This is a genomic window from Streptomyces sp. NPDC030991 (genome assembly GCF_055571235.1).
This window is the reverse complement of record NZ_JBVIFR010000017.1, coordinates 25,400-41,682: the sequence shown is the minus strand read 5'-3', so window position 1 is coordinate 41,682 and position 16,283 is coordinate 25,400. Positions and strand designations below refer to the sequence as shown.

The 16,283-nt window shown below is 72.3% G+C and carries 14 protein-coding genes; 2 read left to right on the top strand and 12 right to left on the bottom strand.

Features of this window, described 5'->3' with window-relative positions; all coding sequences use genetic code 11:
- The first annotated feature begins 15 nt into the window (after positions 1-15).
- Positions 16-1,557, top strand: coding sequence for an APC family permease (locus ACZ45E_RS28285; protein ID WP_468225631.1), 1,542 nt, complete (start codon positions 16-18; stop codon positions 1,555-1,557).
- A gap of 12 nt (positions 1,558-1,569) precedes the next feature.
- On the opposite strand, the gene ACZ45E_RS28280 is transcribed toward ACZ45E_RS28285, so the two are convergent.
- The 4 genes from ACZ45E_RS28280 to ACZ45E_RS28265 are packed head-to-tail and all read right to left on the bottom strand — an operon-like array spanning position 1,570 to position 5,368.
- The gene (locus tag ACZ45E_RS28280) at positions 1,570-2,595 is read right to left on the bottom strand and encodes an L-idonate 5-dehydrogenase (protein ID WP_468225629.1); all 1,026 of its coding nucleotides are present in this window, start codon (positions 2,593-2,595) and stop codon (positions 1,570-1,572) included.
- A 13-nt stretch (positions 2,596-2,608) separates the two neighbouring features.
- Positions 2,609-3,367: an SDR family oxidoreductase gene (locus tag ACZ45E_RS28275; RefSeq protein ID WP_468225627.1), complete on the bottom strand. Its 759-nt coding sequence runs from the start codon at positions 3,365-3,367 to the stop codon at positions 2,609-2,611.
- Between the two features lie 23 nt (positions 3,368-3,390).
- Positions 3,391-4,797 carry a GntT/GntP/DsdX family permease gene (locus ACZ45E_RS28270; RefSeq protein WP_468225625.1) on the bottom strand — a complete coding sequence of 469 codons (1,407 nt, stop codon included), beginning with the start codon at positions 4,795-4,797 and terminating at the stop codon, positions 3,391-3,393.
- Positions 4,798-4,855: 58 nt separating this feature from the next.
- Positions 4,856-5,368, bottom strand: a complete 513-nt coding sequence (locus ACZ45E_RS28265) for a gluconokinase (RefSeq protein WP_468225622.1) — start codon at positions 5,366-5,368, stop codon at positions 4,856-4,858.
- Between the two features lie 130 nt (positions 5,369-5,498).
- On the opposite strand from ACZ45E_RS28265, the gene ACZ45E_RS28260 reads away from it, so the two are divergent.
- Positions 5,499-6,200 carry a FadR/GntR family transcriptional regulator gene (locus ACZ45E_RS28260; RefSeq protein WP_468225620.1) on the top strand — a complete coding sequence of 234 codons (702 nt, stop codon included), beginning with the start codon at positions 5,499-5,501 and terminating at the stop codon, positions 6,198-6,200.
- Positions 6,201-6,232: 32 nt separating this feature from the next.
- Here ACZ45E_RS28260 and ACZ45E_RS28255 read toward each other — a convergent pair whose 3' ends face one another.
- The 8 genes from ACZ45E_RS28255 to ACZ45E_RS28220 all read right to left on the bottom strand — a co-directional run bounded on the left by ACZ45E_RS28255 (position 6,233) and on the right by ACZ45E_RS28220 (position 16,205).
- The gene (locus ACZ45E_RS28255) at positions 6,233-6,628 is read right to left on the bottom strand and encodes a YchJ family protein (RefSeq protein WP_468225618.1); all 396 of its coding nucleotides are present in this window, start codon (positions 6,626-6,628) and stop codon (positions 6,233-6,235) included.
- Positions 6,629-6,652: 24 nt separating this feature from the next.
- On the bottom strand, positions 6,653-8,920 hold the full coding sequence (locus ACZ45E_RS28250) for a glycoside hydrolase family 3 N-terminal domain-containing protein (RefSeq protein WP_468225615.1): 2,268 nt from the start codon (positions 8,918-8,920) through the stop codon (positions 6,653-6,655).
- The gene (locus tag ACZ45E_RS28245; protein ID WP_468225612.1) at positions 8,917-10,851 is read right to left on the bottom strand and encodes a glycoside hydrolase 5 family protein; all 1,935 of its coding nucleotides are present in this window, start codon (positions 10,849-10,851) and stop codon (positions 8,917-8,919) included. Before ACZ45E_RS28245 ends, ACZ45E_RS28250 begins: the two co-directional genes overlap by 4 nt.
- Positions 10,852-10,893: 42 nt before the next feature.
- Positions 10,894-11,934 carry a LacI family DNA-binding transcriptional regulator gene (locus tag ACZ45E_RS28240; RefSeq protein ID WP_468225610.1) on the bottom strand — a complete coding sequence of 347 codons (1,041 nt, stop codon included), beginning with the start codon at positions 11,932-11,934 and terminating at the stop codon, positions 10,894-10,896.
- On the bottom strand, positions 11,931-12,776 hold the full coding sequence (locus ACZ45E_RS28235; RefSeq protein WP_468225609.1) for a carbohydrate ABC transporter permease: 846 nt from the start codon (positions 12,774-12,776) through the stop codon (positions 11,931-11,933). Before ACZ45E_RS28235 ends, ACZ45E_RS28240 begins: the two co-directional genes overlap by 4 nt.
- Before the next feature lie 26 nt (positions 12,777-12,802).
- Complete coding sequence (locus ACZ45E_RS28230) at positions 12,803-13,741, bottom strand: carbohydrate ABC transporter permease (RefSeq protein ID WP_468225606.1); 939 nt, start codon at positions 13,739-13,741, stop codon at positions 12,803-12,805.
- Between the two features lie 42 nt (positions 13,742-13,783).
- Positions 13,784-15,067 carry an ABC transporter substrate-binding protein gene (locus ACZ45E_RS28225; protein WP_468225923.1) on the bottom strand — a complete coding sequence of 428 codons (1,284 nt, stop codon included), beginning with the start codon at positions 15,065-15,067 and terminating at the stop codon, positions 13,784-13,786.
- 223 nt (positions 15,068-15,290) lie between these two features.
- The gene (locus ACZ45E_RS28220; RefSeq protein WP_468225604.1) at positions 15,291-16,205 is read right to left on the bottom strand and encodes a helix-turn-helix domain-containing protein; all 915 of its coding nucleotides are present in this window, start codon (positions 16,203-16,205) and stop codon (positions 15,291-15,293) included.
- Between the last annotated feature and the right edge of the window lie 78 nt (positions 16,206-16,283).

Genomic DNA, 16,283 nt, shown 5'->3' with positions numbered 1-16,283 from the left:
AGGGACGACCCCGCGATGACGACGGGCAGTTCGAGCACGAGCGACAGAGCCGTGGCGGCCGAGCCGGGCATCAGCACGTATCTGGGCGAGGAGAGCGCGCTGCGGGCCGGCCGCCTCGGCACGGCCGGGCTGCTGCTGTCCGTGCTCGCCGCGACCGGGCCGCTGATGGTGGTGGCCGGCGTGATGCCGACGACGTTCGCCGTCATGGGCGTCGTCGGACAGCCGCTGCTCTTCCTCATCCTCGGCGTCGTCCTGACCCTCTTCAGCGTCGGCTACGCCGAGATGAGCCGGCACGTGCACAACGCGGGCGCCTTCTACGCGTACATATCCCGCGGGCTCGGCCCGACCGCAGGCGCCGCCGCGGCCCTCGTCGCACTCGTCGCCTACAGCGTGCTCCAGGTCGGCATCTTCGGCATCTTCGGCTTCGAGGTCGCGGGCCTCTTCCAGCAGTACCTCGACGTCGAACTGGCCTGGTGGATACCGGCGCTCGTGGCCGTGGTCGCCGTCGGCGTCCTCGCCCTCCTCAAGATCGACGTCAACGCGAAGGTGCTCGGCGTCCTGCTGCTCATCGAGGTCGCCGTCGTCCTGGTCTTCGACATCGCGGCGATCGGCGACCCGGGCGGCCAGGGCCTGTCCCTGCACGCCTTCGACCCGTCCACGCTCTCCGGGGTCGGCCTCGGCACCGCCCTGTGCTTCTGCATCGCCGGCTTCACCGGCTTCGAGCAGGCGCCCGTCTACGCGGAGGAGACCAGCCGCCCGCACATCCTGGTGCCCCGGGTGATGTTCCTGGCCGTCGGCGGCGTCGCCGTCTTCTTCGCGTTCAGCTCGTGGGCGCTGACCGTGGCCACCGGCCCGTCGGGGATCGTCGGCGCGTCCCAGAAGCACTCCACCGGCCTGCTGTTCGCCCTCACCGAGGACCGGCTCGGCGGCACCTTCACCGACATCGTCCACGTCTTCTTCGTCACGGGCATGTTCGCTGCGGTGCTCAGCTTCCACAACGTGGTGGCGCGGTACGCGTTCGCGATGGGCCGCGAAGGGCTGCTCCCGGCCAGGTTCGGCCGCACCAACAGCGGCACCGGCGCCCCCGGCACCGGCTCGGTCCTCCAGTCGGTGATCTCCCTGGTCGTCGTCATCGGGTTCGCCGTCGCCGACGACGGCCCGGCCGGCGACCCGACAGCGCCCGTCCTGCACCTGTTCACCTGGGGCGGCAACGTGGGCGCGCTCGGCGTCATCCTGCTCATGGCCACGGCGTCCCTCGCGGTCATCGTCTTCTTCGTCAAGCGCGGTGCGGCGGGCCCGCAGGCCTGGCGCCTGGTGGCGTCCGGCATCGCGGGCCTCGCCCTCCTGGTGATCGCCGGGTACACGATCAAGGACTTCGACGTCCTGGTCGGCTCCGGCCCCGGCTCCTCCCTGAACTGGCTGCTCCCCGGCATCATCGTCCTGGCCGCGGTCGTCGGCGTCGTCCACAGCCTCGTCCTGCGCTCCCGCAACCCCGAGGCCCACGCCCGGATCGGCCTGGGCAACGAGGCGTTCCAGCTGGAGAAGAAGGCGGGCTGAGACCGGGTCCACTCAGGCGCCGAAGTCCAGCAGCACCTTGCAGGACGCCGTCCGGTCCGCCGCCAGCGCGAAGGCCCGGGCGGCCTCGGCGACCGGGACCACGGCGCTGACGAGCCCGGCGAGCGCGGGCTCGCGCGCGAGCAGGCCGAGGGCCTCGTCGAACTCGGTGTCGAAGCGGAACGCGCCGCGCAGCTCGATCTCCCGGCTCACCACCAGGTTCCCGGCGAACGGACTCGGCCCCGGCGGCAACAAGCCCAGCTGCACCACGACACCGCCCCGCCGCACCCGGTGCAGACAGGTGTCGAGCCCGGCCGCCGCCCCGGACGCCTCGATCGCCGTGCCGACCTCGTCCGGCCAGCCGGGATCGCCCGGATCATCGGCCCGTACGAGGCGGTCGGCGCCCGCGGCCGAGGCGTACTCCAGCGCCCTCGGCAGCAGGTCCGTCACCGTCACCCGGGCCGCGCCCGCCGCCTTCGCCGCCGCGACGACGAGGCAGCCGATCGGCCCGGCGCCGGTCACCAGGACGTGCCGCCCGGCGACGTCCCCGGCGCGGCGCACCGCGTGCAGCGCCACCGCGAGGGGCTCGGCGAGCACGGCCCGCTCCAGCGGAAGACCCTGCGGGAGCGCCCTCAACTGGTCCGCGGAAACGGCCAGTTCCGCCGCGAAGCCGCCCTGGACGTGCGGGGTGCGGGCCGCGCTGCCCAGGTAGCGGGTGGAGCGGCAGACATTGCGCCGCCCGTTCCGGCACTCGGGGCAGTCGCCGCACGGGGTCGCCGGGTGCACGGCCACCGGGGTGCCGGGCGCGGGGCCCGAGGCGCCGGGCCCGTACGCGAGGACCGTGCCGACGACCTCGTGGCCGAGCACCATCGGCTCGCGCAGCCGGAAGTCACCGACGCCGCCGTGGCGCCAGTAGTGCAGATCGGAGCCGCAGATCCCGCCGTACCGGACCGCGACCAGCGCCTGGCCGGGCCCAGGGACCGGGGCGGGGAGTTCGTCGACGCGGAGCTCACCGGCGCCGTGGATCACGCAGCCCAACATGGCAACTCCCGCCTCAGAGAACGCTGGTCATGCCGCCGTCGACGTACAGGATCTGTCCGCTGACGAAGTCCGCTGCGGGCGAGGCGAGGAAGAGCACGCCGCCCACCAGGTCCTCGGTGCGGCCCCAGCGCCCGGCCGGGGTCCTGCGGCGCACCCAGGCGCTGAACTCCTCGTCCCGGACGAGGGGCGCGGTCAGCTCGGTCTCGATGTAACCGGGGCCGAGCCCGTTGACCTGGACGCCCGACGGGCCCCAGTCGGCGCACATGCCCTTGGTGAGCATCTTCAGGGCGCCCTTCGTGGCCGCGTACGGGGCGATGCCAGGGCGGGCCACCTCGCTCTGGAGCGAGCAGATGTTGACGATCTTGCCGTGGCCGCGCCCGACCATGCCGCGCGCGGCCTCCCGGGCCACGAGGAACGCGCTCGTCAGATTGGTGTCCAGGATCCGGTGCCAGTCGGCGTCGGTGAACTCCAGGAGCGGGGAGCGCAGTTGCATGCCCGCGTTGTTGACGAGGATGTCGAGCGGGCCGACCCGCTGTTCGATCTCGGCGATCCCGGCGGCCACGGCGGCGCCGTCGGTGACGTCGAACGCCGCCGTGCGGACCTTGCCGCCGAGTTCCCGGGCCGCCTCTTCCAGGTGGCCCGGGTCGCGGCCGTTGAGCACGACCGTGCAGCCGGCCTCCAGGAGGCCGCGGGCCAGGGCGAACCCGATCCCGCGGCTGGACCCGGTGACGAGGGCGGTGCGGCCGCTGATGTCGAACAGGGGGTGACTCATCGGCGTGGAACTCCTCGCGCGGCCTAGATGATGAGCGACAGCAGCAGGACCAGCGCGCCGGCCACCACCGAGATGATCGTCTCCATGATCGACCAGGTCTTGATCGTCTGCCCGACGCTGAGCCCGAAGTACTCCTTGACCAGCCAGAACCCGGCGTCGTTGACGTGGCTGAAGAACAGCGAGCCCGCGCCGATCGCGAGGACCAGGAGCGCCGTGTGGCTGTCCGACATGTTCGCCGCGAGGGGCGCGACCAGACCGGCGGCCGAGACGGTCGCGACCGTCGCCGAACCGGTGGCCAGGCGGATCACGACGGCGATCAGCCAGGCGAGCAGCAGCGCCGAGATGTGCCAGTCCTTGGAGATGTCCAGGACCATCTGGCCGACGCCGGCGTCGATGAGGGTCTGCTTGAAGCCGCCGCCCGCGCCGACGATGAGGAGCACGCCCGCGATCGGGGCGAGGGACTTCTCGGTGGTGGACTGGAGCCGGCCCTTGGTGAACCCGGCCGGACGACCGAGCGTGAACATGGCGACGACGACGGCCACGAGGAGGGCGGTCAGCGGGTTGCCGATGACGTCGAACGTGCGCTGCACGGTGTGCTCGGGGTCGTCCACGATGATGTCGACGAGGGCCTTGGCCAGCATCATGACGACCGGCAGCAGGATGGTGGCGACCGCGGCGCCGAAGCTGGGCCGCTTCTCCAGGTCGTCGGAGGCCCGCCCGGGAACCATCTTGTCGGGGACGGGGACGTCCACCCAGCGGGCGGCGTACTTCGAGAAGACCGGACCGGCGATGATCACCGTCGGGATGGCGACGACGATGCCGAGCGCGAGCGTGATGCCCAGGTTGGCCTTGACGGCGTCGATCGCGACGAGCGGGCCGGGGTGCGGCGGGATCAGGCCGTGCATGACCGACAGGCCGGCGAGGGCCGGGATGCCGATGCGCATGAGCGAGTAGTTGCCGCGCTTGGCGACCATCAGGACGACCGGGATCAGCAGCACGATGCCGACCTCGAAGAAGAGCGGCAGTCCGATCACGGCGGCGATCAGGACCATCGCCCACGGCATCGCCCGGCCGCCGGACTTCCCCGCCTTGGCGAGGATCGTGTCGACGATCTGGTCCGCGCCGCCGGAGTCGGCGAGCAGCTTGCCGAGGATCGCGCCGAGCGCGATCAGCACGCCGACACCGGCCACCGTGGAGCCGAGGCCCGCGGTGAAGCTGGTGATCGCCTTGTCGAGCGGTGCCCCGGCGAACGCGCCGAGCGCGAGCGAGCCGATGGTCAGGGCCAGGAAGGCGTGGAGCTTGAACTTCGTGATGAGCAGGACGATGACGGCGATGCCCGCGAGGACGGCGATCCCGAGCTGGGCATGGCCCGCGGAGGTGATCGGCTCGACGGCGTCCGCTGCCAGCATCTCGACGCTGAGACTGGTCACGGTCTATCCCTTGATACGTGGTGGGAGACGGGTGGAGAGGGGGAGGTGCTGCTGTGGGTTACTCGGAGTCGAGCGCGGCGAGGGCCTGGACGGCCCGGTCCGCGATCTCCTCGGGCGAGCCCGACACATCGACGTCGACGCCCGTCTCGTCCGCCGCGAGCGGCTGGAGCGTGGCGAACTGCGAGTCGAGCAGCGCGGTCGGCATGAAGTGGCCCTGCCGGTGCGCCATCCGGTCCTCGATGAGCTTGCGGTCACCGGTGAGGTGGACGAAGACGGCGCCCGGCGCCTCGGCGCGGAGCCGGTCGCGGTAGCTGCGCTTCAGCGCGGAGCTGCTGACCACCCCGCCGAGCCCGGCCCGGCCGTGGGCCCACTCGCCGATGGCGTCCAGCCAGGGCCATCGGTCCTCGTCCGTGAGGGGCGTGCCGGCCGTCATCTTGGCGATGTTGGCCGGAGGGTGGAAGTCGTCGCCCTCGGCGTAGGGAACGCCGAGCCGTTCGGCGAGCAGGGGACCGATCGTCGTCTTGCCGGTGCCTGCCACGCCCATGACCACGACGACATGGGGGGTACTCATCGCTGCCTCGCTGTCTTCATCGACATCGCTGTGTCACGTCACTGAAACTCAATAGGTCTGACGAATTCAAGAGTCTGTGATGTAAAAGTCAGACTTTTTGTTGCCTGTGCCGGAACCGTACGCTGACTCCATGACCACCAAGGACCGGGGGCTGCACGCCCGCGTACTGGCCAGCCTCGGTCCCGCCATCACCGCGGGTGAGTACCCCGAGGGCAGCGTGTTGCGCACGGACGAGCTCGCCCAGCGTTACGAGGTGTCGCGCTCGGTGATGCGCGAGGCGGTGCGGGTCCTGGAATCCATGCACCTGGTGGCGTCCCGGCGGCGCGTCGGGGTGACCGTCCGGCCCGCGGGGGAGTGGAACGTCTACGACCCGCAGGTCATCCGCTGGCGCCTGGCGGGCGCCGACCGGCCGCGCCAGCTGCGCTCGCTCACCATGCTGCGCTCGGCGGTCGAGCCGGTCGCCGCGGGGCTCGCCGCGCGGTACGCCTCGGCGGAGCAGTGCGCGGCGCTCACCGAGTGCGCGCTCGGCATGGTGTCCACCTCACGCGGCCAGCAGCTGGAGGCGTACCTCGTCCACGACATCGAGTTCCACCGGGTCGTGCTGAACGCGTCGGGCAACGAGATGTTCGCGCACCTCGGCGACCTGGTGGCGGAGGTCCTCGCGGGCCGCACCCACCACCAGGTCATGTTCGAGGACCCGGACCCCGCGGCGGTCACCCTGCACGTACGGGTCGCCGACGCGGTGCGCGAGGGGGACGCGGAGCGCGCCGAGGCGCTCACCCGGGAGATCGCGGTCGGGGCGCTCCAGGAGCTGGACATCCTGGCGCCCTGAACGGCCGTGCTCCGCACCGCCGTTGTCGGTCCCTACTCGATGAAGTCCCCGTCGACGTAGACCCAGGCGCCGGCCACCCGCAGGAACTGGCTGCGCTCGTGCAGCGAGCCCGGGCGACCGCCGTCCTTGTAGCGGGCGCGGAAGGTGACGGTGCCGCTCTGGTGGAACGCGGAGCCGTCGGTGGTCCCCAGGATCTCCAGGCCGCACCAGGTGAGGGCGGGGTCGAAGTCGACGGCGGGCGGCCGGGTGTCCGGGTGCCAGGTGCGCAGCAGGTACGCGGCGTCCTTGCGGGTGAAGGCGGAGTACCGGGAGCGCATGAGGGCCTCGGCCGTGGGCGCCGCGGCGCGGGCCGCGTGGTAGCGGCCGCAGCAGTTCTCGTACGGCTGGGGGAGTCCGCAGGGGCAGGTGGGGAGGGTGGGGCGTGCCATGAGGGCATTGTCCCCCACGCCCCCTCAGCCCGGTGTGACGGTGAGCGGTGCCCCCTGGGTGCGGTCCGACGCCGGGCCGGTCTCCAGCGAGAACCCGCCCGGCTCCACGACGGTCCGCAGGTCCCGCCCGACGGAGGCGAGCGTCTCGGCGGTCACCTCGAAGGTCACGTCCCGGCGCTCGCCGGGCGCGAGATCCAGGCCCGTGAACCCGCGCAGCTCCCGCACCCGCGGCCAGGACGAGCCGCCCGAGACGCGCCGCACATACAGCTGCACGGTCTCGCGGACGACCGTGGAGCCGGTGTTCTCGACGGTGACCGTGCAGGTCAGACGCGGCTCGTCGGCGGAAACGGCGGGCCGGTCGAGGACGGGCGGGCCGTAGGTGACGCGCCCGTAGGAGAGCCCGTGCCCGAACGCGTACCGCGCGGTCGCGGGCTGGTCGACGTAACCGCGGTAACCGTGGTCCTTGCCGTTGTAGAACACCGGGAGCTGGGCCGCCGAGCGCGGCACCGAGACGGGCAGCCGCCCCGCGGGCCCCGCGGACCCGAAGAGCACGTCCGCGACGGCCCTGCCGCCCCACGGGCCCGGGTACCACGCGCACAGCAACGCCCCCACCCGCCCGGCGAGATCCGGTAGCGCGTGCGGCCGGCCCTGCACCAGCACCGCCACCACCGGCGTCCCGGTCGCCGCGACCGCGTCGAGCAGCGCCGACTGGCCCTCCGGCAGCGCGAGTTCGGCCAGGTCGACGCCCTCGCCGCAGGTCATGCCGGGCGGGGTGCCGGCCGAGACGACCGCCGCGCCGTTCGCCTCGAACCGGGTGCCGTCCTCGCGAGCGCTCGACCCGCCGAGCACGACCACCGCGACCTGCGCCCCGGCGGCCAGGGCGACCGCCTCGGCGATCGCGGCCCTGTCGCCGCCGACCAGCTCGCAGCCGCGCGCGTACGTCACCTCGCGGCCGGGCCCGGCCGCGGCACGGATCCCGTCGAGCACGGTGACGCCGGTACCGGGGCGCTGCGGCGCCGTGTAGTCGCCGATCTGCTGCGGCACGGAGTCGGCGTTCGGGCCGAGAACCGCGATCCGCCGCACGCCGGACGCCAGGGGGAGGGTCGTGCCGTCGTGCTCCAGGAGGGTGATCGACGCGCGCGCCAGCCGCTCACTCAACTCCCTCGCGCCGGAGGGGTGTTCGACGTTCCCGGTGTACGGCTGCTCGAACAGTCCGAGCCGGAACTTCAGCGCGAGGACCCGCCCGACCGCCGTGTCCAGGGCCGCCTCGGCCACGAGACCGCGCTCGACGGCCTCCGCGAGCCGGGGGAAGGCCCCGTCCCACAGGCTCAGATCCGTGCCCGCCGCGAGCGCCATCGCGCCCGCCGCCGCCGGATCGCCCGCGAGCCGCACCAGCCGGTCGAGCGCGCACCCGTCCGCCATCACGATCCCGTCGAACCCCCAGCGCTCCCGCAGGAGTTCGGTGAGCAGATACGGGCTGGCCGCGCACGGCAGGCCGTCGAACTCGTTGTACGCCGCCATCACCCCGGCGGCCCCGGCCCGCACTCCGGCGCGGGCCGCCGCCAGATGGATCTCGTGCAACTCCCGGGCGCCCAGTTCGGTCGCCGCGCTGTTGCGCCCGCCGACCGTCGCGCCCTGCCCCGCGAAGTGCTTGAGCACCACGCCGACGCCCGCGGCCCGCATACCGCGCACCAGCGCCCCGGTGAACCGGGCGGCCAGGTACGGGTCCTCGCCGAAGCACTCCTCGGCCCGGCCCCAGCGCGGGTCGCGCACCAGGTCGAGCGCGGAGACCAGCGCCACGTGGCCGCCCCGGGCCCGCAGTTCCCGCGCGGCGGCGCCCGCCGCCGCCTCGTACAGGTCGGGGTCCCAGCTCGCGCCGGCCGCGAGGTTCGCCGGCAGGACCGTGCCGTCGAGGGCCTGATGCCCGTGCGGCACCTCCTCGACCATCAGCACCGGGATGCCGAGCCGGGTGCCCTCCACCACGTGCCGCTGCACCGCGTCGGCGACCCCGGCCGCGTCCGCCGCCGTGATCCCGTCGGCGAAGGTCACGCCCGACCAGGGATCGGCGCGCTGCAACCCGTACAGGGCGCCCATCCCGTCGTACGCCGCGACCTCCGCGCGGAACGCGTCGGTCAGCCGGTGGCCTCCGTCGGCCCCGCGCTCGTAGGCGTGCCAGCCGTACAGCCGCTGGTTGACCTGCCCGACCTTCTCCGGCAGCGTCATCCGGCCCAGCAGGTCCCGCACCCGGTCGGGGACGGGCGCCGCCGGATCGCGGTACAGCGGCCCGCTCATCGCAGTTCCAGGACGCGGACCCCGAAGGCGGGCAGGGCGACGGCCTCGACCGGTTCACCGGTGGCCAGGTCGTGCAGCGTGCCGTCCGCCGCCGGGCGCACCGTCACCTCGTCCTCGCCCTGGCTGACCAGCCACACGAACCGCCGCCCGTCCTCGTGCACCAGCACGTCGGCCCCGACGAACGGCTCGTCCACCGTCACCGGCCGCCGCACACCGGCGAGTTCGGCCAGCGCCGCGTACAGCCGGTGCGTCTGCTCCGGATTGACGCGGGCCGTGCGGGCGGCCATGTGCTCCAGCGGGTACGTGGCGAGCACGGTGCGGCCGCGGCCGGTCTCGCGGCAGAGCAGCGCCGGGCGGCCGTGCCCGTCCACCGCCACCACCCGGGCACCCCGCGGCACGACGGGCAGGTAGGCGCGGCTGTCCTCGTTGCCCGCGACCGGGAAGCGCAGCACCTCGCCCGCGCGGAGGCCGCCGAAGTCCTCCTGGAACGTCATCTCCAGGGTGTCGTCCTCGATCGGCTCGGCGACCCCGTACGACAGCTGCTGCTCGACGCCGAACAGGCCGTCCAGGTCGTCGAACCAGGGGCCGCGCGTGCCCGGGTGCTCGCCCGAGCAGAACGACAGGTAGACGGTGGCGCCTTCGTCCGCCCTGCGCTGCAACGCGCGCCGGGTCCGCGTCGTCAACTGCCGTGTCGCGGGCAGCAGATACAGCTCCACGTCCTCGGCTATGCCGTCCGCCTCCCGGGTCAGGCCCACCGGCAGGTCGGCGGCGCGCGCGGCGACGTACCCCTGGTGCAGCGACGTGAAGATCAGCGGGCGGTCGGCGGGCCGGCTGTAGGGGTAGCCGCGCTCCAGGAACGCGGGCACGACCAGAGCCGCACCCGCGTCCGTACGCCGACAGTGTGCGAAGTCGACGCCCTTCAACACCTCGGCGAACGCGGCGAGTTCACGCAGCGGCTCCTTCGGCGCGCCCGTGCTGTCCGTGATGCCGAAGTGCATCTCGAAGGGGTGGTGGTCATAGGGGGAGCGGTCCCACAGATCGTCGTAGTCCGTGTTGTTCCAGGCCATCCACCCCGTCGCGCCGCCGAGCAGCGAATTGTGCAGGGTCTGGCGGTAGTACACGCCCGCGTTCTTGGCGGAGACCGTGTCCGTGGACAGGCCGAACTCTTCCAGGACCACCGGCTGCCCGGTGACCCCGGCCAGCTCGCACTCGAACGCGGCACGGTAGTGCTGGCGCGGCCGGTCGGTGTCCGAGCGGTACACGTGCGGGCCCACGAAGTCGACGTACTCGGCGGTGTCGCGCAGCGAGAAACCGTTGTCGCGGCCGGTCACCTCGATGCCCCACGCGCCGTCGCCCAGCGAGACCGGCTGCGTCGCGCCCGCCGCCCGCACCGCGTTGCACATCGACTGCGCCCACGCCGTCACGACGTCGCTGTTCGGCGGATCGACCTGGTAGACACGGCCGTAGCCCGGCATCTCGTTGGTGATGAGCCAGCCCGTGACGGCCGGGTGGTCCTTGAAGCGGCGCGTCATCTGCGCCGCGAACCACGCCTGGCGGCCCACCATCCACACGTCCTCGTACAGATCGCGGCCGCCCCGCCACGCCGGGTCCCAGTTCTCCCCGGACATGTGCCCCACGATGAACGTCGGCACCGTCCCCATGCCCAGCTCCCGGTGCGCGTCCAGGAAGTCCCGGAACCGCTCGCACAACTCCTCGTCGATCCGGTGCGGTTCGGGGTGGAAGTCCGGCCAGTAGAAGAACGAGCGCGTCATGTTCAGGCCGTGCTCGCGCAGCACCCGCAGCTCCTCGCGCACCACCTCCGGATCGTAGTCGCGCCACATCAGGGGTCCGCCCGTGCGGGACCAGAAGTTGGCGCCGAGCCAGGGCAGGACGGCGGCGTCATGGGTGAGGTGGGCGCTGTGGCGTCGCATGGTGGTACGGGTCTCCGTTGCAGAAGTGCGTGCGGCTGTACGTCAGTTGTGGGGAGCGGGGCCGGTCGACTCGCGGACCACGAGGCGCGGCCGCTCGTCGAGGCGCGCGGCGGGCAGGTCCTCGCCGCACCGGGCGAGCAGCGTCCGGGCGGCGGCCGCGCCGACCCGCTGCACCTGCTGGTCGACGGTGGTCAGGCGCGGGTGCAGCCAGCGGCCGAGCGGCAGGTTGTCGTAGCCGACGACCGACAGGTCCTCCGGCACGCGCAGGCCGGCCCGCTGGGCGGTACCGATCCCGCACACGGCCATCGAGTCGTTGGCGTAGACGAGGGCGGTCGGCCGCTCGGCGGCGGCGAGCAGCTCGCGGGTCGCGGCGACGGCCGCGGCCTCCGAGAAGTCGGTGTGCCGCACCGCGGCGGGCGCGAGCCCGGCCGCCGCGAGGGCCTCCTCGAAGACGGCGAGACGCAGCCGGGTGTGCTGGAGCTCGGCGGGACCGGCCACGTACGCGAACCGCGTGTGCCCCAACCCCCGCAGATGATCCACGACTTCGAGCACCCCCGCGCCCTGGTGGCCGAGGCCGACGACCGGCACGTCCGCCGTCGGGGTCGGCGCGCCGAGCAGGACCGCCGGCAGCCCGAGCCGGGTCAGCAGCGCCGGGCGCGGATCGTCGGCGCGGGCGTCCGTCAGCACGGCCCCGTCCACCCGCTTCTCGGCGGCGAGCCGCGCGTACAGCGCGCTCTCCTCCTCGACATCGGCGACCAGGTGAAGGAGCAGACCGTAGCCGCGCGGCGCCAACTCGCCCTCTATGCCGGTGATCAGCTCGCTGAAGTGCGGGTCGGCGCCCAGCACATCGGTGGGCCGGCGCACCACCAGCGCGAGCGTGCGGGTACGGGCACTGCGCAGCGCCGTCGCCGACGCGCTCGGCGACCAGCCCAGGTCGACGGCCGCCTCCAGGATGCGCTGCCGTGTCGCCTCGGCGAGCCGTCCCTTGTCGTTGAACGCCTGCGACACTGCCGCCGTCGACACCCCCGCCGCGGCCGCCACCGCCTTGATGGTCGGCCGGCCGCCCGTCCTGGACCCGCTCACATCTTCACCGCCCCACTCACCAGTGCCTGCTGCATCCGCTTCTGCAGCACCGTATAGACCACCCACACCGGGACGAGGGTCAGGACGGTGCCGGCGGTCAGCACCCCGTAGTCCGTGCCGGTGATGGACTTCAGGGTCGGCAGCGCCACCTGCACCGTGCGCTGCGCGGGGTCGGGCCCGATGATGACGAGGGAGTACAGGTACTCGTTCCAGAAGGTCAGGAAGTTGAGCAGCAGCACCGTCGCGATGCCGGGCAGACACATCGGCGTGTAGACGTGCCGCAGGACCGCGAAGGTGGACGCTCCGTCCAGGCGGGCCGCCTCCTCCATCTCCTTGGGGATCGTCCGCATGAACTGCACCAGGATCACCACCGACAGCGGCATCGCCGTCGCCGGCAGGAACAGCACCATGAACGTCCGCGTGTGGAACAGGCCGGTGGCCGCCGCCAGCAGGAACGTCGGGAACAGCGCGGCGAACGTCGGGATCAGGAAGCCCAGCGAGAACACCTTCTCCACCGCCGACGCCAGCCGCCCCGTGGAGCGGGCGAGCGCGAACGCCGCCGGGATCGCCAGCGCCAGCGTCAGGACCAGCGAGAAGACCGTCACCAGCGCCGAGTTGACGATCGCGAGCCCCAGATCGGCGCTCTCGAAGGCGGTGCCGAAATTCCCGAAACCGTACGAGGACGGCAGCGCGAAGGGGTGCGCGAAGATCTCGTCGTTCGTCTTGAACGCCGAGGCGACGAAGTAGTACAGCGGAATGACGAGCAGCACCGCGTACAGCCACACCAGGATGTGCGCGGGCAGCCAGGACCGGCCGAAGCGAGAACGTGCCGAGGACTTCAAGGCGTACTCCGATCAGTGACTGGCGGTCAGTAGCTCTGGCGGAACACGCGCCTGATGGCGAGCAGCCCGACGAGCCCGGCGAGGAAGAGGATGACGCCGACGGTCTGGCTGTAGCCGAGGTCAGCCGCGATGAACGCCTTCTGGTAGACGAGGAACGACAGCGTCGTCGACGAACTCCCGGGGCCGCCCTGCGTGAGGAGCAGTACGTGCTGCGCCGAGCCGAACAGCGTCCACAGGAACTGGAGCATCGTCACGACGCCCACGTAGTCCTTGATCACCGGGAAGTGCACGCGCCACATCGTCCGCCAGTGCCCGGCCCCGTCCAGCTGCGCCGCCTCGCCCAGCTCGTCCGGGACACTGCCGAGCCGGGCCGCGAACAGCACGGCGGTGAAACCGATGCCCGCCCAGATGTCGAGCGCGATCAGACACGCGAGGGCCGTCGAGGGCGAGGCGAGCCACGCGTCGGCGAGCGAGCCGAGACCGACCGCCTCCAGGCCGCCGTTGAGCAGCCCGTCGGGGGAGAGAGCCGCGTAGAAGACCATGGCCTTCGCGGGCGTCGAGATCAGCCCGGGAATGAACAGCAGATACCGGATGACACGGTGGCCCGGCGGCTTCTGCGCCACGTAGTAGCCGAGCATGTACGCGCACACCACCATCACCGGGATGGCGACGACGAGCTGGATCGCGGTGTTGCTCACCGCGTCCCAGAAGACCGGGTCGTCGAAGACGGTGCGTACGTTGTCGAACCCGGCGAACGACACCGGCTGGAGCATGCCCGGCCAGTGCAGCGCCGCCACCACGAAGATGGCGACCAGCGGGCCGACCATGAAGACCAGGTACCAGACGAGCGCGGGCAGCGCGAGGACCGTGCCGCCCTGCTTGCGCGCGGGCCGGCCGGGGCCGGCGGAAGGAGGGGTGGGGCGGCTGACCGCTGCCTCGCCCGCTGTCGACGTCATCGTCGTCATGGAGCAACTCCCTTACGGGGAAGGTGAGAGGGGGAGGGGCGGTCAGACACCGCGGTAGGCGGCTTCGAGGACCTGGCGGACCTTGGCGGCGCTCGTGCCGCGCGTGAACGACGTACTCGTGGCGGTCACCAGCGGCTGCGTCGCCGCCGGTGGCACGAACAGGTCGGGCAGCAGCACCTGGCCCACGTCGGAGCCGAGCCGCTGCGCCGCCGCGACCAGCGGGAAGTCCGTACTCACCGCATCCGAGTGCAGGGCCATGTCCCGCCCGGACTCCTTGATGAACCGGGCGACCGTGTCCGCGCGGTAGAAGAACTTCAGGAACTTCTCGACGGCGTCGATCTTCTTCGTGCCGTTCGGGCTGATCCAGAAGCCGATCAGGGTGTACGTGCGCAGGATCGTCGGCCTGTCGTGCGCCGCGCCCGGCGCCAGCGGCCAGCCGCCCACGTCCGTGTGGCGCGCCACCGCCTCCGGCACCTTGGCGAGCGCCGACGACATCGCCGACTGCATGGCCGCGGCCTGCGTGTTGAACTGCGTGGTCATCGTGTCCGACGTCAGGCCCTGCGCCTTGTCGGCGAAGACCCCGGCGTCGCGCAGCTCCACGAAGTAGTCGATACCCCGCCGTGCGCCGCGGCTGCCGCTGAAGTCACCGGTCGTGTAGACGTGCCGGGCCTCGTCCTGGCTCAGGAACGTCTGGATGATCTGCGCGAGGAGCTTCTGCCCGGTCCAGTCGTTGCCGCCGGTGGTGACGGGCGCGATGTTCTTCCTGCGCAGCTTGGCGGCGGCGCTGATGAGTTCGTCGCCGGTGACGGGGACGCGGTCGACGCCGGCCCGGTCGAGCAGCGCCCGGTTGAAGGCGATCGGCCAGTTCGTCGCGAAGTAGGGGAAGGCGCGGAGCCGGCCCTTGCCGTCGGTCCAGGCGTCGAGCGCGACGGGCAGCACCCGCTTCCGCAGGCCCCAGTCGTCCAGGTAGCCCTTGACATCGACGGTGGCGCCGACGTCGGTCCAGGCCAGCGTCTTGTCGTACAGGTTGACCATGACGACGTCCGGCTCCTTGCGGGCCAGGCGTGAGGTCTCGTAGACCTGCGCGAGGTCGTCACCGTTGACGAGGTTCCTGACCTTGAGGCCGGGGTTCTCCGCGCGGAACCGGTCCAGGGCCGCGAGGTAGGTGGGGGAGCCGGGCGCGGTGGTGCCGAGCTGGCTGTGCACCACGAGCGTGTCGGGATCGTCGTCGGCCGCGGCGAGGGAGGAGCAGCCGGACAGGGCGGAAGCGGCGGCGAGCGCGCCACCGGCGGCGAGGAAACCGCGCCGACTCATCGCCGAGGGCAGCACAGAGGGCACAGGGGGCACAGCGGTATGTCTCCAACCGGGAGTGGTTAATCGATATACCTGCGGGGGTGCGAGCACGCTATGAGGCGTTCGGGAATGGGTCAACCCCCCGTTGCGCATGGTGAAACGGGGGCCAATCTTCAGCCCCTCCGGCGCTTGAGGAGCGGGGTCCGGGGCGGAGCCCCGTGGCCTCAGCCCCGGCGCCGGGTTCGGAAAAAGGCGCTCAGACCTGCTCGGCCCGGAACGCCGCCGGGGTCGCCCCCGTGTGCTGCTGGAAGAACTTGGAGAAGTTCGCCGAGTCGCCGAAGCCGACCGCGACCCCGATCCGCCCGACGGGCAGCTCCGTATGGGCGAGCAGCCGCTTCGCCTCCAGGATCACGCGCCGGTCGATGAACGCCTTCGGCGTCTGGCCGGTCGCGGCGCGCACCGCGCGGACCAGGGTGCGGCGCGAGTAGCCGAGCTCGTCGGCGTACGCGCTGACGCTGTGGTTGGTCGTGAAGCCCTGCTCGACCGCGGTGCGGAACCGGGTGAACGTCGTGTCCGGCTGCGGCTCGCACGCGTCCGCCGCGGCCTGCGCCGACACGTGCGCGACCCGCAGCATGAACGCGGTCAGGGTGTGGCGCAGGACCGAGGTGTGCAGGCTCAGCGGCAGGGTCGTGGTGTCCAGGTACTCGCGCTGCAACTGGGCCAACGAGGTCTCGATCGCGGCGAGTTGGTCCCGGTCGGGGCGGAGCAGTGGCGGCCGGTCGTAGCGGTACATGCCGGTCGCCTCGACGATCGCGCGCGGCAGGAAGCCGGGCTGCATGGTGAGCGCCGTGCCGACGTACTCCTCGCTCGCCGAGAAGCCGTGCACCTGGCCCGGCCGGATCCACAGGATCTCCCCTGCGGCCACCTCGTACTCGGTGAAGTCGATCATGTGGCGGACGGGCCCCTCGCGGAAGAAGAGCAGGACGTGGAAGTCGATGCGGTGCACGCGCCGCGAGAGGCCGACGCCGCCCGCCCACGGGCCGTCGGTGCCCATCGGGCCGACCTGGATGCCGACCCCGAAGACGCTGGCGCTCGGATCGAAGGGATACGTACGGATGTGCTCCGTCGTTCCCAGATGTGCGCTCGTCTGTGCGCCGCCTTGCTCCGTCATGCACTTTCCCTGGCTTCGACCGGTTCCCGTGTCCCATTTTCACCGAACCCTGGCCCTGGGTCACCTACCTCGCGAAAA

What these genes read in the sequence shown, in the direction of transcription:
- ACZ45E_RS28285 (WP_468225631.1), top strand. Translation starts at nt 16, where the DNA reads ATGACGACGGGCAGTTCGAGCACGAGCGACAGAGCCGTGGCGGCCGAG.
- ACZ45E_RS28280 (WP_468225629.1), bottom strand. Translation starts at nt 2,595, where the DNA reads ATGTTGGGCTGCGTGATCCACGGCGCCGGTGAGCTCCGCGTCGACGAA.
- ACZ45E_RS28275 (WP_468225627.1), bottom strand. Translation starts at nt 3,367, where the DNA reads ATGAGTCACCCCCTGTTCGACATCAGCGGCCGCACCGCCCTCGTCACC.
- ACZ45E_RS28265 (WP_468225622.1), bottom strand. Translation starts at nt 5,368, where the DNA reads ATGAGTACCCCCCATGTCGTCGTGGTCATGGGCGTGGCAGGCACCGGC.
- ACZ45E_RS28260 (WP_468225620.1), top strand. Translation starts at nt 5,499, where the DNA reads ATGACCACCAAGGACCGGGGGCTGCACGCCCGCGTACTGGCCAGCCTC.
- ACZ45E_RS28255 (WP_468225618.1), bottom strand. Translation starts at nt 6,628, where the DNA reads ATGGCACGCCCCACCCTCCCCACCTGCCCCTGCGGACTCCCCCAGCCG.
- ACZ45E_RS28250 (WP_468225615.1), bottom strand. Translation starts at nt 8,920, where the DNA reads ATGAGCGGGCCGCTGTACCGCGATCCGGCGGCGCCCGTCCCCGACCGG.
- ACZ45E_RS28245 (WP_468225612.1), bottom strand. Translation starts at nt 10,851, where the DNA reads ATGCGACGCCACAGCGCCCACCTCACCCATGACGCCGCCGTCCTGCCC.
- ACZ45E_RS28230 (WP_468225606.1), bottom strand. Translation starts at nt 13,741, where the DNA reads ATGACGACGATGACGTCGACAGCGGGCGAGGCAGCGGTCAGCCGCCCC.
- ACZ45E_RS28220 (WP_468225604.1), bottom strand. Translation starts at nt 16,205, where the DNA reads ATGACGGAGCAAGGCGGCGCACAGACGAGCGCACATCTGGGAACGACG.